The following is a 21413-nucleotide window of genomic DNA, read 5'->3' on the forward strand; positions in this document are numbered from 1 at the left end:
AAGCGAGAGGAGTAGCAGGCGAAAAACGACCGAACCGCCGCACACCCCGGCCGCGCAGTCCTATCCGAGCACGAACTTCGCGATTCGGGTCTGTGCGAGATCGAGGCGCTCGACGAAGACGTCGAGGCCCAGGATCCGGCCTGCGCCGAGCGTTGCGATGGTGACGAACAGCAGCAGTCCCATCAGGTCACCGTTGACCAAACCGTGCGCCCAGTCGGCGTTCCCCAGATAGAAGAACACCATCAGGAAGGCCCCGAAGAACGAGGCCAGTCTGACGAGCGCGCCGACGACGAGGCCGAGTCCGATGAGGAACTCGCCGGCGGGGATGGCGAAGTTCGTGAACTCGATCAGCCACGGCGTGCCGGCGACCCACGCGAAGAAGCCGTGGATCGGGCTGGCGGTCGTGCCGTGCAGAAGGTACCCCGCCGCGTCGAACGGTTCGCCGGCGACGAAGCTGAACTTCGTGAAGCCGGCGTGGAGGAACCAGTAGCCGGTGACGACGCGGAGGACCGCGAGCCAGTAGCCGGCGACTGTGCCCTGCAGGTCGAAGTCGAGGATGGTGCTGAAGGCTGTCTCAGGTGTCGTAGTTTGGGTTGTCGGAGTCGTACTCATAATCGTCCACCTTACACGTGAACAGTCGCGTATAGTATCAATATAATAGGTATCTGGTTCTCAAATGGTCAGAAATCGTTCCAGAGAGTGACACACAGCGCCGAGAACCGTTACCGACGACCCGGCCCGGTGATGCGGGCCGCAGGGAGTCTTTTTGTGTGCGTGAACAGATGTGCGCTGTATGGCAGACGATGGGCTGGTGATCGGGATTCATCCGTCGGTGGCGACGATCTTTCCGCCGGCGACGTTGCGAGACGAATTAGACGACGTGTCCGCTCGCGTGGAGTTGTTGACCGACGGCTCGGATCTCGACGGCCTCGACGGACTCGTGACGTTCACGTACGACGATGCGTTCCTGTCCGCCGACCTGGAGTGGATCCACTGCGTCCTCGCCGGTGTCGATGCGTTCCCGCTCGACGCGCTGGAGCGACACGGGATCAGGCTCACGAACAGTTCCGGGATTCACGGCGACGCAGTCGGCGATACGGTGCTCGGGTATATGCTCCAGTTCGCGCGGCGGCTGCACGTCTACCGCGACAACGAACCGAAGCGCAAGTGGCGGTATCCCGACTGGGACGAGACGTTCACGCTCGCGGGCGAAACTGTCTGTGTCGTCGGCCTCGGCACGCTGGGGCAGGGCGTCGCCGCGCGCGCCGACGCCGTCGGGATGGACGTCGTGGGCGTCCGACGAACGCCGACGCCGGTCCCGTCGGTCGGACAGATCTACACGCCGGACGCGCTCACCGATGCGATCGCCGACGCGCGGTTCGTCGTGCTGACCCCGCCGCTCACCGACCGCACGCGCGGTCTCGTTGGCTCCGAAGAACTCGACGCGATGCGAGAGGACGCCTATCTCATCAACGTCGCGCGCGGGCCGGTCGTCGACCAGGCGAGTCTAATCGGTGCACTGGAAGCCGGCGGGATAGCTGGGGCCGCACTGGACGTCTTCGAAGAAGAGCCGCTGCCGGAGGGGTCGCCGCTCTGGGAGATGGAGAACGTCATCGTCACGCCCCACGCCGCCGGCGCGACCCGAGCGTACGGCGAGCGGGTCGCCGCGTTAGTCGAAGAGAACATAAAGCGGATCCGCACTGACGACGCTCTCGCGAATCAGATCGTCTGAGCGGCGTCTCACAGCGGGGAGAGCGACCGCTCTGCAGGCGTGGCGTTTCGGAGACGGCCCGGGTGCGAGAATCGAACCCCACTCGCAACCTCGCTTCGCACGGTTGCTCGCCGTTTCAATCCTCTGTACGGACGTTCACCTGCTCACGTTGTTCGCAGGCAGAAAGGTCCGGGTGCGAGAATCGAACCCGCGTCTCAGCCTCCACAAGGCTGAAGGATAGTCCACTACCCTAACCCGGACACGCATCTTCAGGTACCCCCGTCGAAGTCAAATACGTTACGACTCACCACCGGGGTGCGCCGGCCTCACACAGGGCGTCGCTCCGACGCCCCACCAGCCACGGGCGGTCGCGATCGACTGTCGAGGACCGGCACCGGGACGCTTTTGCCGCACAGCGGCGTACGATCGACAACCGTGGCTATCACGGACAAGATCTATCTCAAGAACCACCGCCAGATCGTCTCGCAGATCGACGTCAACATCCCGAAGGGAGCGTTCAAGGGCGCGACGATGGACGTCCTCTACACCGGGGAGGGACTCTCGAAACTCGACGACGCCACGCGCGATCGACTCCTGGATTTCGCCGAGGACTTCCTCGATCCCAAGAACCCCGACGACCTCTATACGGGCTACCCCGAGCGGCAGTTCGTATCGTACCTGCTGGAGCTCCGGGCGCAGGGCCTCGGTCCCGACGCCATCGTCGACGTGATGAGCGACGAGTATATGCTGTATGCGTACCCAGGAGACATCCTCTCGTTCCTCGACAGTGCCGTCCGAACGCTGGAGGCGGCCGAGACGCTCGCGGAAGTCGAAGGCAACGAGGAGATGGAACAGAAGATGCGGCGCGCCCGGAAGGCGCTCTCGGGGTAACGCCATCGCTGGCTCGGCGTCGCAACCTCTCCCCAACGGCGTCGACGCCTCATAATGATTACTCTCGTCTCTTACCGCCGACCATCGCCACCGGGAGTGGCGCTCGGCGGTACACAGTGAGAGTAATCACTATCAGCCCAGTCGGAACGACGGCTCGTCGGCCTCGCTCTCGTCGAGGTCTTCGAGCTGGATGACGTCGTCTTCGCCGTCTTCGAGTTGCTCCCGGAGGTAGTTGACGTATCGCTTGTGTTCTTCGAGTTGCTCCCGGAGGTGTTCGGCCTCCAGTTCGAGGCGCTCGTGTTCGCGGACGAAGCTCTTTGGGACCTTCACCTTCGGCGGGAAGCTCTCGTCTTCGTCATCGCCGTTGCGCAACTGTTCGAGTTCGTGCTCGGGGACGACCTGGACCTGGCCGTCGTGGGCAACGAGCGTGTCGACGTAGTCGCGGAAGACCGCCGAGAGCGAGATGTCGCGCTCCTCGGCGATCTCACGGAGCGTCTCGAACGCGTCCTCGTTGACGCGGAACGAGATGGTCTTGTTTTTGTTGCCCATTGTCTCGTCTCGTCGTTCGTCGGCGGATCCACTTAATGCTTCGTCAGACAGTGTGACTGAAACAACAGGATTTGATTCGAAGCCGGTCCGGCGACGGGACGAGAGCGCCGCTCTCGGTGCGGGTCTGAAAGTGAAATCGGGGGAATGCGGATTCGTCGGCGGTTCGCCGCCTACGGTTCGGTCTGCAGGTCGGCGTGCGCGTCGCGTTCGCTTTCTCCGGTCGTGTCGTCGACGCGGCCGCCGTCGAGTCCGAGTTCGTCGCCGTCGGACTCTTCGAGGCTCTCCAAGGCGGAGATAGTGGACTCCTTGTAGCGGTCGGTGGGGAGGTCGTACTCCTCGCGGGCCATCCGCGCGTACTCGTTACCCTCCTGGTCGAACGCCTCGATGCGTTCGAGCGTCCGCTCTGCGGTCTCGACCACCCAGCGATCTCGGGTCGCGGCGTCGACGACCTGGATCGACTCGGGTCGGACCGAGACGTTCACCGACCCGTCGTCGGTCTCGTACGTCCGCGGCTTGCCGACGACCGCGACGTACGCGGGCGGTTCGAGTTCGCGGAGCATACTCGCGGCTTCGGGCTGATACTGACCCGCGTACACGAAGAACGTCCCCGTGGGGTCGACGATCCGGCCACGCCAGTACTCGTTGTCCTCGCCGACGTCGTCCTTCTCGGTCAGCGTGCCGACGAAGAACACGCGGTTGGCCTTCGCGCCCGTCGGGAGCAGCAGATAGACCGGCGCGCGATCGTCGTCGGATTCTTTGAACGTGAAGGCGGCGTCGTTGAACTCGTCTGCGAACACACGCCGGGCGACTTCTCGGGATGGGATTTCGTTGGAACTCATTTAGATCGACCTCGCTTTGATCAGCACCGCTTCCGGATCCGCCGGTTCGGTGAGCCGTTCGACGTCGTCGGCCAGCACGTAGCGACCGAGTTCGGGGCCCGAGACTCGGTAGTACGTCCCGAGCAGGTCCTCGCGCATCTCCTCGACGACGACCGTCGTGTCGAGAGCGTCCATCGCCATCTGCTGGGCTTCGTCGAGGGTGACGCCGGTGAGTTCCTCGGTGACGTCGCGGCCGAAGATCACCTCGTAGACCTCCTCGCCGTCGTCGAGGACGCCCTTGATCCGCAGGTCGAACTCGCCTTCGACGTCGCCGTGTTCCGAACAGCGCCCGTTCTGGAGGACGCGCGTGCAGCCCTCCTCGGGGCAGCGCTTGATGAGGCCGCTACCGGACTGGATGTCGACGAGCGCGCCTTCGACGGAGACCGCGTCGTCGCCGACTTCGATGTCCTCGTCGAGTTCCTCGATCGACGTCGTCTTGTTGAGTTTCACCGAGAAGTTACCCTGGTACTCGTCGGTAACGACGTTCCCGAGGCGGTAGACCGCGCCCTCCTCCAGTTCGGGGAGATCCGATGTCTCGAAGGCGACGAACTTCGTGCGCCCGGACTCGTCGCCGAGCAGGCCGACCTGGGCGATCGACTCGCTGCGGGGCTCCCACAGTTCGACGACCTTCGCGGTCACGTCGATCCACTGTTCGTCCTCGTCGATGTCGGCGAGGCGGACCTCGTCGTTACCGCCGCGACCGATCTCGTCGCGTTCGAGGCCGGCCTCTTCGAGGTAGCTGTTGACCACCGAGCGGCGCGCCTCGTCGACGGGCACGCGGTACTCGTCGACGAGATTACGCAGTCGCTCTTCGACTTCGTCTTCGTCCACGTCGAGGTGGTCTGAGAACTGTTCCGCTATCTCCGCTGCGTGTGTTCGCAGGTCTGACATAGTTTCACTCGCCTCCGCCTTGTTTTCCGTTGGGAGGCACGGTGCGATTGGTTCCCGATCGCTAATAAAGTATCGTAACCGGGGTGAAAGTGAAGCCGACGTGACGGACGAAAGTGAGACTGACGCGACGGACTTGTGTCCGCGATCAGGTCGTTGCGACCACCAACGGACCTATACGACTCGCCCTCGCACTCTCTCCCGATGAGCGACCGTCTCGAACGCCTCCTGCGAGCGAAGTTCCGCGAGGCCGGCCGCCAGTACGCCCGCGCCCGCGATGCCTACCGCGAAGGTCGCGACGCGGAGACGGGCGACGAGGATCGAACGGCCATCCCGACCGCCATCCCTCGGGACGACGACGGCCGCCTCCGCATCGTCTGCCGCCGTGAAGCCGACCGCCGCGCCGTCGCGGTCGACGCCGAGGGGCGCCCGGCGTGCTTCGAGGCGGGGCATCCGGACTGTGAGGGCTGCGTCGAAGACCTCCACGACGGGATCGTGGAGACGTGGTGATGACCGACAACGTTTCAGCCACCGGGGGAACCGAGGTTTCGGTCCCCGTCGTCGCCGTCGTGCTCGCCGGCGGGACGGGGTCGCGGCTCTACCCCGCCAGTCGGTCGGATCGCCCGAAGCAGTTCCTCCCGCTCGTGGGCGAAAAATCGCTCCTCGAAGGGACCGTCTCACGGGCGCGCGACGTCGCAGACGAGGTCGTCGTCGTTACCCGCGAGGAGTACACAGCGGGCGTGCGAGACCGCGTCCCCGACGCCGACGTGCTCGTCGAACCCGCCGGACGCGACACCGGTCCGGCGCTCCTGTACGCGACGCACTACGCCTCAGAACGCTACGGCGACTGCGTCGTCCTCGCGCTCCCGAGCGACCACCTCGTCGGCGAGGGGTTCGCGCCCGCAGTCCGTCGCGGCGTCGGCGTCGCGGCAGCCGAGGACCGGCTGATCACGTTCGGCGTCGAGCCGACCCGGCCCGAGACGGGCTACGGTTACATCGAACCGGCGGCGCCCACCCCAGCGGCGCCCACCCCAGCGGCCCCTACGACGACAGAAACGACGGAAACGGACACCGGCTCCGACCCCGCCTGGAAACCCGTCCAGTCGTTCCACGAGAAGCCAGACGTAGAAACCGCCGAGTCGTACGTCGCGGCCGGCCACTACTGGAACGCCGGGCTGTTCGCCTGGCGGCCGGAGGTATTTCTGGGCGCGGCCGCGACCTCACCACTAGCCGATCTTCTCGACGCACTTCGATCCGCGAGCGACCTCTCCGGCGACCACTCCGATGTGGTTTCCGGCGATCACTCCGGTGTGGAATCCGACGGCCATTCCGACGTGATCACCAGCGACCACCCGGACGTAACGGCCGCGTTCGAGGCGACCGAGTCGGTCAGCGTCGATCACGCCATCTTCGAGGGCGCCGACGACGTAGCGGTCGTCCCGGTCGCGTTCCCCTGGGACGACGTCGGCTCCTGGGACGCGCTCGAACGCGTCCTCGACGCCGACGGGACCGGAAACGTCGCCGGCGAGGACGTCACGCTGCGGACGCTGGATGCCGCGGACAACGTCGTCGCCGCAGACGGCGCACACGTGTCGCTCGTGGGTGTCTCGGACCTCGCCGTGGTCGCGTGGGACGACCGCGTCCTCGTCGTGCCGAAAGAGCGCGCACAGGACGTCAAACGGCTCGTTCGCTCGCTCGAAGCGCGCGGGGAGTTCTGATACTGTCGGACAGCAGTTCGTGAACTATGTTGGCACCCACAGGTGTCGATACTCTTCACACAGTTCTGTCCGACAGTATGAGCCGACTCAAAAAGAGAGCTACTCGGCCGAGCGCCGCACCTGTACGCGGCCACCCGTCGTCACTCCGACGAGCAGCGCTTCACGAACCTCGCGACCCTGAATGGCGTCGCCGGCGGCGTCCGAGACCGCTTTCATCAGCTCGGGTGCCGTCCGGTTCGCCTTCACGCCGGCCTCGTCGCAGGCGTCGTACACCTGTTTCGGGACGTCGTAGAGGTCAGTCCCCTCCTCGACGGAAACCTGCACCGGGGCCGTCAGCGCCTCGGCGAAGGCGACGGTCTCGCGCGCTTTCTCGACGTTTCGGCGCGCGCTCGATTCGACGCTCGACACGTTCGCACGGGACGTCCCGAGCATCGACGCGATCTTCGACTGGCGGATCCCCTGCTCTCGGAGCACCAGCACTTCGGCCTGACGGCGCGTCAACACGCTCTCGTCGGCGTCGAAGCCCGCCTCCGCGAGCGCGGCGTCGACGTCGAACGCCGAGAGGTCCTCTCCCTCCTCGGTGTGTAACCCGTCGACCCCGTCCGATTTCGCGCTGTCGCCGTCTCTCTCGGCGTCGTCCATACTGTCGCGTTGGCGGCCCCGCGCAAAAAAGATGCAGAAGAGTGACTGTCCGTGCCGTCTCGCCCCGCCGGCGGCGGTCGATTATCCGCCCCAGAAGTTGTCGCGGCTGCCGAGCGCGGTCGGCCTGTCCGGGCCGCCCGTCCGGTCCTCGGAGCCGTCGTCTGTGGCGTCGGACGCGGCCGTCTCGTCCGCGGCTTCTTCGACGTCTTCGTCGAGCGGCAGCCGTTCGACTACCTTCTTCGCGGTCGCGTGGTTGGATTTCACGCGGTCGATGCGGACGACGGCGCGCGCCTCCGGCAGGAGGCCGTCGACGAGCACGATGAAACCGTCGTCGGTCCGGCCGACGCCCGCTCCGCTCTCGTGGATGTCGTCGACGTCGACGACGACTTCCTCGCCGGGCTTGACGGGCTGGGCCTTCAAATCGCGGATCGGCTGGTCGTAGTTGTTACACCACTCGGCGCCACCGCGGTCGCCGTAGTATTGACACCCCATCCCGTCGATTCGCTCCGAATACCGGGGACAGTCGTCGGCCAGCGGACAGTCTGACATAGCGAATGTTACTCCACGGCGTGTCTAAACGCTTGCGGGTCTCGAAACGACAGTGTGGCTGAGACACGATAGCGACTCCCACCGCAACGCTTTCAGCCGTCTCGCCCCGACTGCCGGTATGAGTCGCCGCGTCCCCGAGTTCGCCGTCATCACGGGCGTCTTCCTCGGTATCTCCGTACTCGTCTCCGGATTGCTCCTCGGCTGGAGCCTCTATGCGACGGTCGTCGTCGGGGCGCTCGTCTCGTACCCGTTCGTCGGATTCGGCATCGTTCGCGACGACGACCCCGCAGCGACGATCCGACCGCGGTGGCTCCTCGCCGCCGGGGGCGTCGTCGCCGCGGCCGGCGCGTTCGGCGTCCTCCTCGACGACCCGTCGCCGCGCGGCGTCCTCTTCGCGATCCTCGTCGCCGCCGCGCTCGGTGCCCCGGCCGCTGGCTACGCGACCAGATACGGGGCAGACGTCAATCCGCTCTCGCCCCGCACGACCGTCTTCGTCGGGGCGACGGCTGGAGTGGCCCTCGTCGTCGCCGGCGTACTCGTCGGCACACCGTACGTCGGCGTCGGTGCCGGAGTCGCAATCGGGCTCGGAGCGGCGCTGTACGGGACTGCACGCGGCGTCACCTTCGACCGGCGGACGAAGCGGCTTGCTGCGGCCGGGGGCGGCGTGCTCGGCGTCGGGATCGTTGCCGTCGGCGTCGTCCGCGGCGGACCGCTGGGCGAGTGGCTCCTGGTCGGGACGGCGACCGCGCTCGTGCCGAGTCTTTACGCTGCGCTGACGGCGGAGTCCTTCGAGCGATCGCGCCGCTCGGAGTGGTAAGCGCGGAATAACAATTAAAGAACCCGAATCGGGGGCGGTCGCTGCTAAGGATAAGAGACTACGCCAGCGGCGTCCGCTCGACGACCGTCCCGTCGGCGGTCGGATACTGCTCGACGATCTCGCCCTCGGGGACGTCGCCCTCTTCGATCATCTCCTCTAAGAGCCACCACGCGACCTCGACGTGGTTCGATTTGACCGTGTAGAACTCCTCGGGAACGCCGAGGGCGTCGAGTTCGTCGGCCGTGATCCACGTCTTCCCGTAGACGAGCGTCCCATCGTCGGTCACCTCGTCGAAGGGGCGGCGAATGGTGCGTGCCATCCGCTTGAGGCGGTTGCGATGTTGTGCGGCGTCTTTGAACACGGAGGTACAGAAGTACACGCGCTCGTGGTCGCCCATCGTGTCGAGAATCTCCTCTTTGGAGCCGTCGACCGCGGACATATGGCCTTCCTGCAGCTCGAAGCCCTGTTCTTGCATCCGGCGGTAGTTCCCGTCGCTCATCTCGAACTCGTTGACGTTGCAGAACTCCGCGGCGCCTTCGTCGAGGAAGTCCAGGAACTCCTCTTCAGCGCGGATGCCGGGGATCTCGAAGGCGGGCGTGAGCCCCTCCTCGCGAGCGATGTAGAGGATCTCTTCCCACTCGGTCCCGTGGAGATCGCCCCACTGTTCGTACGGCGGGTGGAACCGGATCTCGTCGAGGCCGGCCTCCGAGAGCCGGCGCATATTCTCGCGGCCGCCGGTGATGCCGGTGTAGAGGTGCGTGTGGTGGTCCTCGCCGAACTCGTCTTTCAGAAGCGAGAGGTAGTGACAGGTGCGATCGAGCGCTTCCTGCGGTTCGCCGCCGGTGATCGAGGTGCCGAGCGCCTGCATCCGCTTGGCTTCCTCGATGACGTCGTCGTCGGATTCGACGAGTCGCTCGTTCGCGTAGACGTCGGTGACGTTCTTGCGGTTCTCGCCGAGCGGGCAGTAAAAGCAGTCGCGCTGGTCGCAGTAACCGTAGACGAAGAGAACCATCTTACCGCCCTTCGCGCACTGCTCACAGCCCTTCGAGATCATTCGTTTCTCGATAGCGGTCCGAGACTCAAAAGTCGTGCTACTTCGGCCGCGCAGGGACACGCCGGTGCCCGCGGCGCTGGTCCATCGCTCGTGACTGCTCCCGAAAACAGATATACTCCGATGGCGTACGTCCGCCAGATGCTGTTGGTCCTCTGTGTCGACCTCGACGACGACCTCGGTCGCAAGACGGGACTGGATACGCCCATCGTCGGCCGGGACCGCGTCGAGTCGGCGGCGGTCGAACTCGCAACCGCCGACCCGGAGGACTCAGACGTCAACGTTCTGTTCCAGGGGATCCACGAGTACGACGCGCTGTACGCCGATCCCGACGTCGACGAGGAAGTGACCGTCGCCGCCGTCACCGGGACACAGGGTGGTGACGTGAAGGCGAACCGCGCGATCGGCGAAGAGATCGACCGCGTCCTCGCCGGCCTCTCGACCGGTGAGAACGTCAGTGCCATCGTCATAACCGACGGCGCACAGGACGAGTCGGTGCTGCCGATCGTCCGCTCGCGGGTTCCCATCGACAGCGTCCGGCGCGTCGTCGTCAGACAGGCGCAGGACTTAGAGTCGATCTACTACACGATGAAGCAAGTCCTCGCGGATCCGGAGACCCGCGGGACGATCCTCGTCCCGCTCGGCATCCTGCTTCTCATCTACCCCTTCGTGACGATCGCGAGCCTCTTCGACGTGCCCGGCGCGGTCGTGCTGGGCATCATCTCGGCGCTGTTGGGTCTGTACACGCTCTTTCGGGGCCTGGGACTCGAAAATGCCGTCGACGACACCGCAGACCGCGTCCGCGACGTGCTCTACGAGGGCCGGGTTACGCTCATCACCTACGTCGCCGCCGCCGCCCTGCTCGTCGTGGGGGGATTCAGAGGCTACGCGCTCTTCGAGACCGTCCGCGCGAGCGTCCCCGACCCGACGCCACCGATCGTCCTCGCGGCGCTCGTCCACGGCGCAGTCCAGTGGTTCGCCGCCGCAGGCGTCACCTCCAGTCTCGGACAGGTGACCGACGAGTATCTCGCCGACCAGTTCAAGTGGCGCTACCTCAACGCGCCGTTTTACGTCGTCGCGATCGCGGTCGTCCTCTACGTCGTCTCCGGCTTCTTCCTGCCCCGGGACATCGCCGGCGTCCAGTCGTTCTCGATGACGCAGTTGGCGATCGGGCTCACGGCCGGGACGCTCCTCGGCGTGTTCAGCACGCTCGTGTTCGCGATCGCGGAATCACGGTTCCCGACCGCCGCAGAGGCAGCCAAAGGGTGACTGAGAATATCGGAGGTCGCGAAAGATATCGGGCTCAGCGCTCGCGGACGACGACGAACTCTGCGAGGTCCTGGAGGTAGCCGAGCGGTTCGCTGTCGTCGACATTCGACGCCGCGAGGGCCTCGAGCGCCTGCTCGGATTGGTCGTGTGCACGCTGGTTGGCTTCCTCGGCGGACAGGTCGGTGACCTGCACCAGCGAGGGACGGTCCATCTCCTCGTCTTGGCCGGTCGGCTTGCCGAGGTCGGCGGCGTCGGCCGTCGCATCGAGAACGTCGTCGCGGATCTGAAACGCCACGCCGACGCGCTCTGCGTACTCGCCGAACGCCTCGACGGTAAACGGGTCGGCGCCGGCCGCGACGGCACCGAGTTCGGCCGCCGCGCGGAACAGCGCCCCGGTCTTCCGGCGAGCGAGGTCCATATACTCGCGCTCGTTGCTCGGACGGGCGACCAGTTCCGTCGCTTCACCCTCGCCGAGTTCGACCATCGACTCCGCGACGATCTGCGTCGCGTGGTCGTTCCGCGAGAGGAGGGCGAACGCCTCGCCCAGGAGGCCGTCGGAGGCGATGATCGCGGGACCGTAGCCGTACTCGGCCCACGCGCTCGCCGTGCCGCGCCGCACGTCGGAGCGGTCGATGATGTCGTCGATGACGAGCGAGGCGTTGTGGACCAGTTCGATGGCGACGGCGAAGTCGACCGCGTCTGCGGGGTCACCGCCGCACGCTTCACACGCGAGAACCGTGACAGCCGGCCGGACGCGCTTGCCGCCGGCCAGCGCGACGTGTGCCACCTCGTCGGACAGTTCCTGAGGGTCGACCGCCTCGATGACCGCCTCGAGGCGCTCTTCGACCATCGAAACCCGACGCTCCAGGTACTCCATTACCCGTCGCTGAGGATGGCGCAGCAAAAGAGGTTCCGGAAGCGCGTCCGCTTCAGTGGGGGCGAGTGGGGGTCCGCTCGCGTTTTTGGACGTGTGTCGTCACGTTCCATCGCCGGGGACGCCAGTACCACCGGGCGATCCACCGTCGCCGTCCTCGTCGTCTCCCGCACCGTCGGGAAGCGAGATGAGGTTCTCGCGGCCGAGTCGGAGTTTGTCGACCCGACCCTCATCAGCCATCGCCGACAGCAACTGCGAGACCTTGGCGTCGGACCAGCCCGTCTCGTCGACGATCGTCGCCTGCTTCATCCGCCCACCGTTCTGTTCCAGCAGGTGTTCGACCCGCTCTTCGTCGGAGAGCAGCGACAGATCGACCTCGGATTCGACACTGCTCTCGGCGTCGTCTGCGCTCACGGTGCCGCCCGACGCCGCTCCGCCGACCGCTGCCGCGGCTTCGGGTTCCGACGCGGACTCGCCATTTCCGGGCCGCCCGTTCGGCGAGGGACCGCTGTCACCGCCGTTCGGTCCGGCGACGGCCCCAGAGGCGACCGAGGACCGGTCGTCAGAAACGGTAGGCTCCTCCCAGGGAAGCGTGCGGCCGCTCTCCTCACGACCCCGGAGCACCCACGCGCCCGCGAGAAGAATTACGAGTGCGGCGAAGCCACCGCCCGCGAGAAGACCGATCGGAAGTGCCCCGGCCGGCCCGATGGCGGTGTAGGTGACGCGGAGTTCGCTCGTCTCGCCCTCGAAGTCGGACGGTTCTGCGAGGACGATGGCGCTCTCACGCTGCTGGACGGGGATGCTCGTCCCCGTCACCGTGTACCCGTCCGGCGGCCGGATGAGGATCTCCTGGTCGGACCCGAAGACCGAGAGCCACGTCTTTTGATCGTCGCTTTCGGCGGTCGGGAGCGTGAACACGTCGTCGAGGACGAGCGTCTCGTTGTCGCCGCGGCGGAGGAAGTTCGTCCACCGGAAAGTGAGCGCGAGCGTGCCGCGACTGTCCGCCTCGTCGATCGAACTGTGATACGTGACGTTCTCGATCGCCATCGGCCGACCGGTCGACTCGCTCGCTCGGTCCGCGAGCGACCGAAAGAGCACGATGTCCGGTCCGGCGTTCGCTTCGCCCGCTTCGTACTGCCTCGCGAGCGTCTCGAAGGCGCGCGTCTCGTTTTCGGAATCGAGCGCGTAGTGCGTCTCGACGCGCCAGGACGCGCTCCGGTCCGAACGGAGCGAGATGTCGACCGTGGTCCGCGGTTGCGTGGCGTCCGATCCGTCGTCCACTTGCGGAACCGGGGCCGAGTCATCCAGCGCGGCCGTCTGTGACGCGTCCAGAGCGAGCGCTGATGCTGGGGCGACCGCGGCGACGACGACGAGGAGGGCCAACCACAGCGCGGGCGTCCGCATTTGACGAAACTGCACGTGGAACGCTCAAAACGCTTTCCATCAACCGCCTCTCACGCCCCGATCGCACTGTCTCGGCGCCGGAGCGTACCTCTCGCTCCGCCTCATAGGGATTATCGTAACTGTTCGGAGATTCTCGCCGTACCGTCCGGCGAGAAATCTATGGAGACTTACGATAATCCCTATCAGGCCCGTTCGCGGCCTTCCCCGTCGTGCCCCGTAACCGCAGCGGCGTGAACTGCGACGAAAGGCGTCGTTTTTAGTAACGTCACGGCATATCTCGCGATATGCGTGCCGTTTCCCTCTCGCTCGCCCTCCTCTTGGTCCTCTCGGCGGTCGTCGGCGCAGTGCCGGCGCTGTCGGACGCGGACGGAGCGTCTGCCCCGTCGATCGACGGGTCGACGCCGTCTGCGTCGTCGGTGTCGGCTCCAGTGCCGTCGGCCGCACAACCGACTGAGCGGTTGGGCCCCGGAGGCGGCACACCGGCACAAGTGGTCGATGCGAACGCCAGCGAGGCGCAGATCAACGTCCTCGGAATCCCGTCCGCGGAGTCGACCCGGAGCACGCTCGAAACCGAGTACGTCGAACTCGGGAGCGGCCTCGCGTTCTCGTCGGCCACGACCGACGCTCACCTGGCAACGGCAACGGCGGTCGAACGGATCGAGTCCGCGGAGACGACCGAGGCACGCCAGCGCTACCTGTTGCAGGAGGTCAGCGGGATCGAACAGCAGATCGTCGCTCTGCGCGCACGTCAGCAACAAGCCGTCGCTGCATACGGCCGCGACGAACTCCCGCCGCGGCGGTTCCTCTACGAACTCGCACTGATCGACGCCGAGGCGCGTGAGCTCGAACAGCGGCGGGACCGACTCGAATCCCTCGCCCGGTCGACGCCCGGATTCAGCATCTCCTCGGCGCGGTTCGGGAACATCGGGCTCGAGTTGAACACGCTGAGCGGTCCCGTCCGTGGCTACGCGGGATCCGTTCTGCGCGGCGAGGCCGCTTCCGCGCGGTTCTACGTGCAGACCGGAGCCGACAGCGTCACGCTCAGCGTCATCCGCGACGGCACGTACGTCCGCGAGACGTACCGCGGGGCGCTCCGGCAGGGCGACAGCAGCGGCCCGTTCTCGCTCGCGGAGGCTGTCAACGCGACCGAGCAAGCGTACCCGACGATCGCGGCGCTCCGTCTCCGCGACGATACGCTCGGGAACCCCGACAGCGACAGCACGCGTGTCACGATCGAGCACCAGCGCGGCCGCCTCGTCGCCTTCGTCGACAGCGGAAGTCAGCGCGTGTTCGAGGAGTACCAGTACCGGCCGCTCGACCAGGTCCGGACGGGCTCCTCGACGTCGGCCGTCAAGGACGCACTGAACTTGACGGCGCACCGGACCTACCCCGGCGGCCCCGTGCGGCTACAACTCAACAGCACGACGACCGGCGATCCCGTCGACGCCCAGATCACGGTCGGGCCGGCCGGTGGTCGGAGTTCGGTTGTCGGACGGACGGGCGAAGACGGATCGCTGTGGACGCTCGCGCCGAGCGGGACGTACCAGGTGACAGCCATCGACGGGAGTTCGGTCGTCCTGCTCTCGGTCGAGCCGACGGCGACGCCCAGCGTCTACGGACCGGTCAACAACAGCACCGGGAGTGACAGAACCGCGACGACAGCCGGTTTCTGAGCGACCAGCGAGCGGGAAGCCGAGCCGACTGAACCCCAACGTCACCTCGTCCGGCGGCGGTGAGGCCGGATCCGAACGTTCATCACCGATCGGGCGGCCACACCCCCCGTGAGGACCCGTGCTTCGGCTCCGGTGATCGGCGTGGTCGTCCTGCTTCTCGTCGGTATCGTCTTAGGCGGCGTCGTCGCGGCCGGTGCCGAAGCCGTCGCGACGGCGACGGGGGGCGTGGCGACCGGCAGCGATGCGCGCGATACTGCGCGTCCGGGCCCAGTTGCAGTGTCGCTCTATGTAGACGGCGACACGGTCGCACTGACCCACGAGGCCGGCGCACCGCTTCGACTCGCGAGGGTTCGTCTCGTCGTCGAAATAAACGGTGAGCCGCTGGCGCACCAGCCGCCTGTCCCCTTCTTCGCCGCGTCTGGGTTCGGAGGCGGGCCGACTGGCCCGTTCAACGTCGCGAGCGACGGGGTCTGGGCGGTCGGCGAGACAGGGTCATTTCGAATCGCCGGAACGAACGATCCGCAGTTGGAGCCCGGGCGAACCGTGTCGGTCACGGTCTACGTCGGTGAGAATCGGGTGAGTCGCGTCCGCGGGACTGTCGATTGACGCCGGAGGCCCGTTCCGGTCGCTCGATCCGCGTATCTCGATTGTAGTCTGATTTATTCTTCTGGCGCGCGCGCGATGGTCGTGATCGCCCGTGGGCTCCCCGGATACGCCTGCTGGATGTGGTGTTCGATGTCGACGAAGCCGGCTTCCTCGAACATCCGCTGGGCTTCCTCCTCGTCGTAGAACAGCATAATCGCGTCCGCGAGGTGCTGGAAGAGCGAGTTGTTCGGGTAGTCCGGTCCGACGACCAAGACCCGGTGGCCGGGTTTGACGACCCGCCGGAACTCCTCGAGCGCGGCCACGGGATTCGGCCAGTACTCGATCGACCCCGACGACCAGATCACGTCGAAGGAGTCGTCTGCGAACGGGAGCCGCTCGGCGTCGCCGCGGTAGAATCGCACGCGGTCGCGCGTGCCGAACTTCTCGAACGCCTTCTGCATCTGGTGGCGGCTCTGATCGAGCCCGTGGACGTCGTCGGTGTAGCGAAGCAGCCCCTCGGTGGCGAATCCGGTGCCGCACCCGACGTCGAGGACGCGGTCGTCGGGCTGGATGGCGAGCCACTCCAGCGCCTCGTCGCGCATCTCCTCGTTCCAGATGAAGGGATTGATCCGGTCGTACACCTTCGAGAGGTACTTGTAGAACAGGCGCGCGTTGGCCTTGTCTTCGAGGACTCCCATTGGACGGCGGTTAGAACGGGAGAATCATAACGGTGCGGATCCGAGTCGCGGGGCGTCACGGACGACGCAACGCCGAGGCTTCCCGGGTGTGTTCCGCAAACACCTTATACAGCGCTTGCGCAACGTTTCGGTGATACGAGTATGCCGAGACCAGAGGTTCTCGAACGGATCAAAAAGGCTGAATCCGAGGCTGACGACATCGTTGCAGAGGCCGAGGACGATCGCGACGAGCGAATCGAGGCGGCTCGGCGCGAAGCCGAAGAGATCCGCAACGAGGCAGAACAAGAGGCCGACGAGTACGAAGAGAAACGGCTCACAGAGGCCCGCGAGGAGATCGAAACGGAGCGTCAAGAGCTCCTCGAGGAGGGCCAGGAAGCGCGCAAGAAACTGGTCGCGTCGGCCGAGGAGAACGCCGACGAGGCGGTCGAATACGCGATCAGTCAGTTCGAGGAGGCGGTAAATGCTCAGACCTGAGCAGATGAGCAAGGTCTCGGTGACGGGATCAAAGGCCGTGATGGACGAGGTCATCGAGACCGCTCACGGACTGAACCTCCTGCACGTCACCGAGTACGACGGCTCCTGGGACGGCTTCGAGCCGGGCGATCCGGTCGAAGGCGCCGAGGAGTCCTCCGATCGCCTCGTCACCGTCCGCTCGCTGGAGAGCATCCTCGACGTCGACGAAGAGGACGCGGGACCGACGCGCATCGTCACCGAGGAGGCGCTCGACGAGGAACTCGAGGAGATCCGGACGCGGGTCAACGAACTCGACGACCGACGGCAGGAACTCCGACAGGAGATCCGCGACGTGGAGGATCAACTCGACGCGATCGATCCGTTCGTGGATCTCGGCATCGACCTCGACCTGTTGTCGGGGTACGACACGCTACAGGTCGCCGTCGGCGACGGCGACCGCGACACGATCGAGCGGGCGATCATCGACGCCGACGACCTCCGCTCGCACGAAATATTCACCGGTGACGGCGTCCTCGGGGTCTTCGCGCGGCCGACGCCCGACGCCGACGACTCCGCGCTCGTCGACGCGCTCGTCAGCGCGGACTTCTCCTCCTATGAGATCCCGGACTGGGAGGGGACGCCGAGCGAGTACAAAAAGGAGCTCGAACACGAGAAACAGCAGCTCGAATCGAAGCTCTCGACGGTCGAGAACGAACTGGAAGCCGAGAAGATGGATGCGGCGGGCTTCCTGCTCGCTGCCGAGGAGAAACTCTCGATCGACGTCCAAAAGACCGAAGCGCCGCTCTCCTTCGCGACGACCGAGAACGCCTTCATCGCCGAAGGCTGGATCCCGAGCGAGCGCTACACCGAGTTCAAGGGCGCGATCAAAGACGTCGTCGGCGAGCGCGCCGAGATCGAGGAGATCGAACGCGCGACGTTCTCGAAGGACGGCACCGACCACGTGCGCGAAGACGTGTCTGCCGGCGGCAGCGGCGGTGCGGGATCGCCCGCGGCCGCTGACGGCGGCTCGAACGCCGACGCACGCGCCGACGGCGGCAGCCCGGTCGTGATGGCCGACGACGAACCGCCGACGGTGCAGGACAACCCCGGCGCCGTCAAGCCGTTCGAGATCCTGGTTCAGGCGGTCAACCGGCCGAGCTACTACGAGTTCGATCCGACGATCGTGCTCTTTCTCACGTTCCCGGCGTTCTTCGGCTTCATGATCGGGGACCTCGGTTACGGCCTCATTTACACTGGGATCGGCTACTATCTCTACACCGCCTTCGCGGACCGACCGGCCTTCCGGAGTATGGGCGGCGTCACGATCGCCGCCGGTGTGTTCACGGCGATTTTCGGGATCCTCTACGGCGAGATCTTCGGCCTGCACCTGATCTCGACGTACTTCTGGGAGGGTGCGCTCGGAATGGCACACCCGCCGATCGAGAAGGGGCTCTCGCCCGAGGGCATCGACTGGGCCCGCGGTTGGCTCGTCGTGAGCGTGCTGATCGGGATCTTCCACCTCAACGTCGCGTGGATCTTCGGGTTCCTCGAAGACCTCGAACTGCACGACCTCGAACACGCCATCTACGAGAACGGCTCGTGGCTCCTGATGATGAACGGCCTGTGGGTGTGGGTCTTCAGCGACGCGCTCCGTAGCGTCGCTCCGGGGTTCCTCTACACCACGTTCGCGAGCGACGGCGTGCTGCCGCTCGGGTTCAGCGGCTTCCCGGCGATGGAGATCTTCACGATCCCGGGCGTTGGACCGATCACTGTCCCGCTCGTGGTGTTCCTCATCGGCCTCGTCCTCCTCGCAGTCGGCGAGCCGATCGAGGCCGTCGAGTTCCTGAACGTGCTCGTGAACGTCCTCTCGTACACGCGTATCGCCGCGGTGCTGCTGGCGAAGGCAGGAATGGCCTTCACGGTCAACCTGCTGTTCTTCGGCGTGTACGTCGACAGCCACGGCGGCTGGCACTTCGGCCTCGGCGGGATGCCGGACGCCGCCGCCGTCGCGGCGCTCGGGCCGGGTGAAACCCTGAGCTACCACGGCTACGAGGTGACCGAAATTATGTTCGGCGGGCTCGTCCACGGCGACGCCGCGACGATCCTGATCGGCCTCCTGGTGCTCGTCCTCGGCCACCTGCTCGTCCTCGCGCTCGGTGTCACGAGCGCGGGCCTGCAGGCGGTGCGTCTCGAGTACGTCGAGTTCTTCAACAAGTTCTTCGACGGCGGCGGCCGCGAGTACGAGCCTTTCGGCTACGAACGGCGCTTCACGACCGAAGACTGAGCAGACGAACGAACCTCCTCGCCGACGCACGCTGCGTCGGCGACCACTCATCTGACGGCAGACGCATCCGACCGCACCGCAGGCGGGACTCGCTCTATGCGACCCGGTCGCCGCGGCGCGACTAGCGGCGCAGCCAATTCCTCGAATCGACGAATACGGCCGAGTGCGGCCGCTTCTGTCCCCGATACGGCGAGTTAGTTTGGGAAGCTTTATGAGATGCCTCTGTTCAATTACGCACGTTCGGAGACGACTATCCGGTCGAAAATTTAAGACAATGTACGCACTCCTACAGGAAGCTCAGGCAGCTGCACCGGCTCTCGAACCAACCGCCGCCGCCGCGATCGCGGTCGGCCTCGCCGCCTTCGGTGCGGGTTACGCCGAGCGTGGTATCGGCGCCGCAGCGATGGGCGCCATCGCTGAAGACAACGATCTCTTCGTCAACGGTCTCATCCTGACCGTCCTGCCGGAGACACTCGTCATCCTCGCGCTCGTCGTCGTATTCCTGGTCTAACCGCCCCCGCCTCTTTCCATCAATGAGTTTGGACAACGTCGTCGAAGACATCCGAGACGAAGCCCGCGCGCGTGCGGAGGAAATACGCGAGCAGGGTGAGCGCCGCGCCGAGGACATCGTCGAGACGGCCGAGACGGACGCCGACGAACTCCTCGAGGCGCGAAAGGCCGACGTCGAGCGCCAGATCGAACAGGAACGCGAACAGGCGCTCTCGAGCGCGAAGCTCGAAGCGAAACAGGAGCGGCTCGAAGCCCGCCGCGACGTCCTCGAAGACGTGCGCCAGCGCGTCGAGGACGAACTCGTCGAACTCTCCGGTGAGAAGCGCGAAACGCTTACCCGGACGCTCCTCGAGGACGCGACCACGGAGTTCGCTGAGGGCGAGTCGGTGTCGGTCTACGGCCGCGCCGACGACGCGGAACTGCTCGAAGAGCTCGCCGACGAGTACGACGGCTTCGAGTACGCCGGCGAGTACGACTGTCTCGGCGGCGTCGTCGTCGAGGGAGCCGACTCCCGCGTTCGCGTGAACAACACCTTCGACTCGGTTCTTGCAGGCGTCTGGGAGGATAACCTCAAGAACGTGAGCGAGATCCTGTTCGAACAATGAGTACCGCCGGCGGTTCCAACCCGGAGTACGTGACGGCCCGCGTCAGGGCGCGTCGAAGCGCACTGTACGGGGACGAAGAGTACCGCAAGCTGATTCGGATGGGGCCGGCCGAGATCGCCCGGTTTATGGAGGAGTCCGACTACGAGTCCGAGATCAACGCGCTCGGATCGCGACACTCGGGCGTCGATCTCATCGAGTACGCGCTCAACCGGAACCTCGCAAAGCAGTTCGAAGATCTGCTTCGGTGGGCCGACGGGCGTCTCTACGACCTCATCGCGCGGTACCTGCGCAAGTTCGACGCGTGGAACGTCAAGACCGTCATCCGCGGCCTCTACTCGGAGGCCGACCGGGACGCGATTGCCGACGACCTCATCCGTGCTGGCGAGTTCGACAATCAACTGCTCGATCAGTTGCTCGATGCGCCGAGCATCGAGGACGTCGTCGACCGCCTCTCGGGAACGATCTTCGGTCCCGGGCTCGCGGAGGCCTACGAGGACTACGAGGACACCGGCGTCCTCGTGCCCCTCGAGAACGCGGTCGATCGGACGTACTACGACCACCTCCTCGAAGGGCTCGTCGTCGACGAAGCGACCCAGCAGTACCGCGAGTTCCTCGAAGCCGAGATCGACTTCCGGAACGCCCGGAACGCGCTGCGCCTCGCACAGAGCGGCGCGGACATCGACCCCGCCGACTACTACATCGACGGCGGCTCGCTGTTCTCGGCGAGCGAACTCGCGACGCTGGCGCAGAACCGCGACGAACTCGTGTCGGCGATCCGTGAGTCGAAGTACGGAGACGAACTCTCGGAGGCGCTCGACGAACTCGAAGCCATCGACAGTCTCATCGGCTTCGAGCGCGCGCTCGACGCCGTCCTGTTGAAGTACACGGACGCACTCGGGCACGTGTTCCCGCTCTCGATCACGCCGATCGCCTCCTACATCCTCGCGAAGGAACGCGAGGTCGACAACATTCGGGCGATTGCACGCGGACGCGAGGCGGGGCTCTCCGAGGAGCAGATCGAACAGGAATTGGTGATCCTATGAGCCAGGAGATCGCCGTCGTCGGAAGTCCGGACTTCACGACCGGGTTCCGCCTCGCGGGCGTCCGGAAGTTCGAGACGGTTTCCGACGAAGAGAAAGACGAACAGCTCGACGAGGCCGTGACGGACGTACTCGAAGACGAAGACGTCGGCATCGTGGTGATGCACGACGACGACCTCGAGTACCTCTCTCGATCGGTCCGCAACGCCGTCGAGACCAGCATCGAACCGACGCTGGTAACCCTCGGCGGCGGCGCGGGCGCAGGCGGCCTCCGCGACCAGATCAAACGAGCCATCGGTATCGATCTGATGGAGGAAGACTAAC

The 21413-nt window shown here is 65.8% G+C and carries 24 protein-coding genes and 1 tRNA gene; 14 read left to right on the forward strand and 11 right to left on the reverse strand.

Annotation, left to right across the window (positions count from 1 at the left end):
- Positions 1-60: 60 nt before the first annotated feature.
- Positions 61-612 carry a DoxX family membrane protein gene (locus NO362_RS01400; protein WP_256545848.1) on the reverse strand — a complete coding sequence of 184 codons (552 nt, stop codon included), beginning with the start codon at positions 610-612 and terminating at the stop codon, positions 61-63.
- A 181-nt stretch (positions 613-793) separates the two neighbouring features.
- On the opposite strand from NO362_RS01400, the gene ddh reads away from it, so the two are divergent.
- Positions 794-1732 carry a D-2-hydroxyacid dehydrogenase gene (gene ddh, locus NO362_RS01405; protein WP_256545849.1) on the forward strand — a complete coding sequence of 313 codons (939 nt, stop codon included), beginning with the start codon at positions 794-796 and terminating at the stop codon, positions 1730-1732.
- Between the two features lie 166 nt (positions 1733-1898).
- Here the strand turns inward: ddh and NO362_RS01410 are convergent.
- A tRNA-His gene (locus NO362_RS01410) sits at positions 1899-1971 on the reverse strand.
- Between the two features lie 175 nt (positions 1972-2146).
- On the opposite strand from NO362_RS01410, the gene NO362_RS01415 reads away from it, so the two are divergent.
- Positions 2147-2602, forward strand: coding sequence for a DUF5814 domain-containing protein (locus NO362_RS01415; RefSeq protein ID WP_256288887.1), 456 nt, complete (start codon positions 2147-2149; stop codon positions 2600-2602).
- 132 nt (positions 2603-2734) lie between these two features.
- On the opposite strand, the gene NO362_RS01420 is transcribed toward NO362_RS01415, so the two are convergent.
- From NO362_RS01420 to NO362_RS01430, 3 genes are all read right to left on the reverse strand, one after another.
- On the reverse strand, positions 2735-3151 hold the full coding sequence (locus NO362_RS01420; RefSeq protein ID WP_256288886.1) for a DUF8146 domain-containing protein: 417 nt from the start codon (positions 3149-3151) through the stop codon (positions 2735-2737).
- 170 nt (positions 3152-3321) lie between these two features.
- Positions 3322-3990 (reverse strand): RPA family protein, encoded by a 669-nt coding sequence (locus NO362_RS01425; RefSeq protein WP_256288885.1) that lies wholly within the window; start codon positions 3988-3990, stop codon positions 3322-3324.
- Positions 3991-4920 (reverse strand): replication factor A, encoded by a 930-nt coding sequence (locus tag NO362_RS01430; protein WP_256545850.1) that lies wholly within the window; start codon positions 4918-4920, stop codon positions 3991-3993. It abuts the gene before it with no gap.
- A 201-nt stretch (positions 4921-5121) separates the two neighbouring features.
- On the opposite strand from NO362_RS01430, the gene NO362_RS01435 reads away from it, so the two are divergent.
- A complete protein-coding gene (locus tag NO362_RS01435) occupies positions 5122-5427 on the forward strand; it encodes a DUF7091 family protein (protein ID WP_256545851.1) in 306 nt (101 codons plus the stop codon).
- Entirely contained in the window at positions 5427-6635 is a 1209-nt protein-coding gene (locus NO362_RS01440) for a mannose-1-phosphate guanylyltransferase (protein ID WP_256545852.1), read from the forward strand. Before NO362_RS01435 ends, NO362_RS01440 begins: the two co-directional genes overlap by 1 nt.
- Before the next feature lie 99 nt (positions 6636-6734).
- Here the strand turns inward: NO362_RS01440 and NO362_RS01445 are convergent, their stop codons facing one another.
- Positions 6735-7277 (reverse strand): Tfx family DNA-binding protein, encoded by a 543-nt coding sequence (locus tag NO362_RS01445; RefSeq protein WP_256288881.1) that lies wholly within the window; start codon positions 7275-7277, stop codon positions 6735-6737.
- An 81-nt stretch (positions 7278-7358) separates the two neighbouring features.
- On the reverse strand, positions 7359-7826 hold the full coding sequence (locus NO362_RS01450) for a TRAM domain-containing protein (RefSeq protein ID WP_121568449.1): 468 nt from the start codon (positions 7824-7826) through the stop codon (positions 7359-7361).
- 118 nt (positions 7827-7944) lie between these two features.
- Here NO362_RS01450 and NO362_RS01455 point away from each other — a divergent pair, with 118 nt between their 5' ends.
- Complete coding sequence (locus tag NO362_RS01455; RefSeq protein WP_256545853.1) at positions 7945-8643, forward strand: hypothetical protein; 699 nt, start codon at positions 7945-7947, stop codon at positions 8641-8643.
- A 58-nt stretch (positions 8644-8701) separates the two neighbouring features.
- On the opposite strand, the gene NO362_RS01460 is transcribed toward NO362_RS01455, so the two are convergent.
- Positions 8702-9697, reverse strand: a complete 996-nt coding sequence (locus NO362_RS01460; RefSeq protein WP_256288878.1) for a radical SAM protein — start codon at positions 9695-9697, stop codon at positions 8702-8704.
- A 138-nt stretch (positions 9698-9835) separates the two neighbouring features.
- Here NO362_RS01460 and NO362_RS01465 point away from each other — a divergent pair, with 138 nt between their 5' ends.
- Complete coding sequence (locus NO362_RS01465; RefSeq protein ID WP_256288916.1) at positions 9836-10963, forward strand: DUF373 family protein; 1128 nt, start codon at positions 9836-9838, stop codon at positions 10961-10963.
- 34 nt (positions 10964-10997) lie between these two features.
- Here NO362_RS01465 and NO362_RS01470 read toward each other — a convergent pair whose 3' ends face one another.
- Together NO362_RS01470 and NO362_RS01475 are read right to left on the reverse strand one after the other, a co-directional pair.
- Positions 10998-11840, reverse strand: coding sequence for a polyprenyl synthetase family protein (locus NO362_RS01470; RefSeq protein WP_121568454.1), 843 nt, complete (start codon positions 11838-11840; stop codon positions 10998-11000).
- Between the two features lie 99 nt (positions 11841-11939).
- The gene (locus NO362_RS01475) at positions 11940-13241 is read right to left on the reverse strand and encodes a helix-turn-helix transcriptional regulator (RefSeq protein WP_256545854.1); all 1302 of its coding nucleotides are present in this window, start codon (positions 13239-13241) and stop codon (positions 11940-11942) included.
- Between the two features lie 284 nt (positions 13242-13525).
- Here NO362_RS01475 and NO362_RS01480 point away from each other — a divergent pair, with 284 nt between their 5' ends.
- A complete protein-coding gene (locus NO362_RS01480) occupies positions 13526-14914 on the forward strand; it encodes a DUF7094 domain-containing protein (protein WP_256545855.1) in 1389 nt (462 codons plus the stop codon).
- Between the two features lie 108 nt (positions 14915-15022).
- Entirely contained in the window at positions 15023-15520 is a 498-nt protein-coding gene (locus NO362_RS01485; RefSeq protein ID WP_256545856.1) for a type IV pilin, read from the forward strand.
- A 53-nt stretch (positions 15521-15573) separates the two neighbouring features.
- On the opposite strand, the gene NO362_RS01490 is transcribed toward NO362_RS01485, so the two are convergent.
- Complete coding sequence (locus NO362_RS01490) at positions 15574-16197, reverse strand: methyltransferase domain-containing protein (RefSeq protein WP_256545857.1); 624 nt, start codon at positions 16195-16197, stop codon at positions 15574-15576.
- A 141-nt stretch (positions 16198-16338) separates the two neighbouring features.
- Here NO362_RS01490 and ahaH point away from each other — a divergent pair, with 141 nt between their 5' ends.
- The 6 genes from ahaH to NO362_RS01520 all read left to right on the forward strand — a co-directional run bounded on the left by ahaH (position 16339) and on the right by NO362_RS01520 (position 21412).
- A complete protein-coding gene (gene ahaH / locus NO362_RS01495; protein WP_256545858.1) occupies positions 16339-16671 on the forward strand; it encodes an ATP synthase archaeal subunit H in 333 nt (110 codons plus the stop codon).
- Positions 16658-18934, forward strand: a complete 2277-nt coding sequence (locus NO362_RS01500) for a V-type ATP synthase subunit I (protein ID WP_256545859.1) — start codon at positions 16658-16660, stop codon at positions 18932-18934. The genes ahaH and NO362_RS01500 overlap by 14 nt, the downstream gene beginning before the upstream one ends.
- Positions 18935-19208: 274 nt before the next feature.
- A complete protein-coding gene (locus tag NO362_RS01505; RefSeq protein ID WP_121568461.1) occupies positions 19209-19445 on the forward strand; it encodes an ATP synthase subunit C-like protein in 237 nt (78 codons plus the stop codon).
- Positions 19446-19467: 22 nt separating this feature from the next.
- Positions 19468-20049: a V-type ATP synthase subunit E gene (locus NO362_RS01510; RefSeq protein ID WP_256545860.1), complete on the forward strand. Its 582-nt coding sequence runs from the start codon at positions 19468-19470 to the stop codon at positions 20047-20049.
- Complete coding sequence (locus NO362_RS01515) at positions 20046-21092, forward strand: V-type ATP synthase subunit C (RefSeq protein WP_256545861.1); 1047 nt, start codon at positions 20046-20048, stop codon at positions 21090-21092. Before NO362_RS01510 ends, NO362_RS01515 begins: the two co-directional genes overlap by 4 nt.
- A complete protein-coding gene (locus tag NO362_RS01520; RefSeq protein WP_256288869.1) occupies positions 21089-21412 on the forward strand; it encodes a V-type ATP synthase subunit F in 324 nt (107 codons plus the stop codon). The genes NO362_RS01515 and NO362_RS01520 overlap by 4 nt, the downstream gene beginning before the upstream one ends.
- Position 21413: the final 1 nt, after the last annotated feature.

The sequence above is a fragment of the Halobellus inordinatus genome (genome assembly GCF_024498335.1).
Lineage (GTDB): Archaea > Halobacteriota > Halobacteria > Halobacteriales > Haloferacaceae > Haloquadratum > Haloquadratum inordinatus.

Excerpts from the sequence above, each read along its gene's own strand:
- NO362_RS01400 (WP_256545848.1), bottom strand. The coding sequence starts at position 612 with ATGAGTACGACTCCGACAACCCAAACTACGACACCTGAGACAGCCTTC.
- ddh (WP_256545849.1), top strand. The coding sequence starts at position 794 with ATGGCAGACGATGGGCTGGTGATCGGGATTCATCCGTCGGTGGCGACG.
- NO362_RS01420 (WP_256288886.1), bottom strand. The coding sequence starts at position 3,151 with ATGGGCAACAAAAACAAGACCATCTCGTTCCGCGTCAACGAGGACGCG.
- NO362_RS01425 (WP_256288885.1), bottom strand. The coding sequence starts at position 3,990 with ATGAGTTCCAACGAAATCCCATCCCGAGAAGTCGCCCGGCGTGTGTTC.
- NO362_RS01430 (WP_256545850.1), bottom strand. The coding sequence starts at position 4,920 with ATGTCAGACCTGCGAACACACGCAGCGGAGATAGCGGAACAGTTCTCA.
- NO362_RS01435 (WP_256545851.1), top strand. The coding sequence starts at position 5,122 with ATGAGCGACCGTCTCGAACGCCTCCTGCGAGCGAAGTTCCGCGAGGCC.
- NO362_RS01440 (WP_256545852.1), top strand. The coding sequence starts at position 5,427 with ATGACCGACAACGTTTCAGCCACCGGGGGAACCGAGGTTTCGGTCCCC.
- NO362_RS01445 (WP_256288881.1), bottom strand. The coding sequence starts at position 7,277 with ATGGACGACGCCGAGAGAGACGGCGACAGCGCGAAATCGGACGGGGTC.
- NO362_RS01450 (WP_121568449.1), bottom strand. The coding sequence starts at position 7,826 with ATGTCAGACTGTCCGCTGGCCGACGACTGTCCCCGGTATTCGGAGCGA.
- NO362_RS01455 (WP_256545853.1), top strand. The coding sequence starts at position 7,945 with ATGAGTCGCCGCGTCCCCGAGTTCGCCGTCATCACGGGCGTCTTCCTC.
- NO362_RS01460 (WP_256288878.1), bottom strand. The coding sequence starts at position 9,697 with ATGATCTCGAAGGGCTGTGAGCAGTGCGCGAAGGGCGGTAAGATGGTT.
- NO362_RS01465 (WP_256288916.1), top strand. The coding sequence starts at position 9,836 with ATGCTGTTGGTCCTCTGTGTCGACCTCGACGACGACCTCGGTCGCAAG.
- NO362_RS01470 (WP_121568454.1), bottom strand. The coding sequence starts at position 11,840 with ATGGAGTACCTGGAGCGTCGGGTTTCGATGGTCGAAGAGCGCCTCGAG.
- NO362_RS01475 (WP_256545854.1), bottom strand. The coding sequence starts at position 13,241 with ATGCGGACGCCCGCGCTGTGGTTGGCCCTCCTCGTCGTCGTCGCCGCG.
- NO362_RS01480 (WP_256545855.1), top strand. The coding sequence starts at position 13,526 with ATGCGTGCCGTTTCCCTCTCGCTCGCCCTCCTCTTGGTCCTCTCGGCG.
- NO362_RS01490 (WP_256545857.1), bottom strand. The coding sequence starts at position 16,197 with ATGGGAGTCCTCGAAGACAAGGCCAACGCGCGCCTGTTCTACAAGTAC.
- ahaH (WP_256545858.1), top strand. The coding sequence starts at position 16,339 with ATGCCGAGACCAGAGGTTCTCGAACGGATCAAAAAGGCTGAATCCGAG.
- NO362_RS01500 (WP_256545859.1), top strand. The coding sequence starts at position 16,658 with ATGCTCAGACCTGAGCAGATGAGCAAGGTCTCGGTGACGGGATCAAAG.
- NO362_RS01505 (WP_121568461.1), top strand. The coding sequence starts at position 19,209 with ATGTACGCACTCCTACAGGAAGCTCAGGCAGCTGCACCGGCTCTCGAA.
- NO362_RS01510 (WP_256545860.1), top strand. The coding sequence starts at position 19,468 with ATGAGTTTGGACAACGTCGTCGAAGACATCCGAGACGAAGCCCGCGCG.
- NO362_RS01515 (WP_256545861.1), top strand. The coding sequence starts at position 20,046 with ATGAGTACCGCCGGCGGTTCCAACCCGGAGTACGTGACGGCCCGCGTC.
- NO362_RS01520 (WP_256288869.1), top strand. The coding sequence starts at position 21,089 with ATGAGCCAGGAGATCGCCGTCGTCGGAAGTCCGGACTTCACGACCGGG.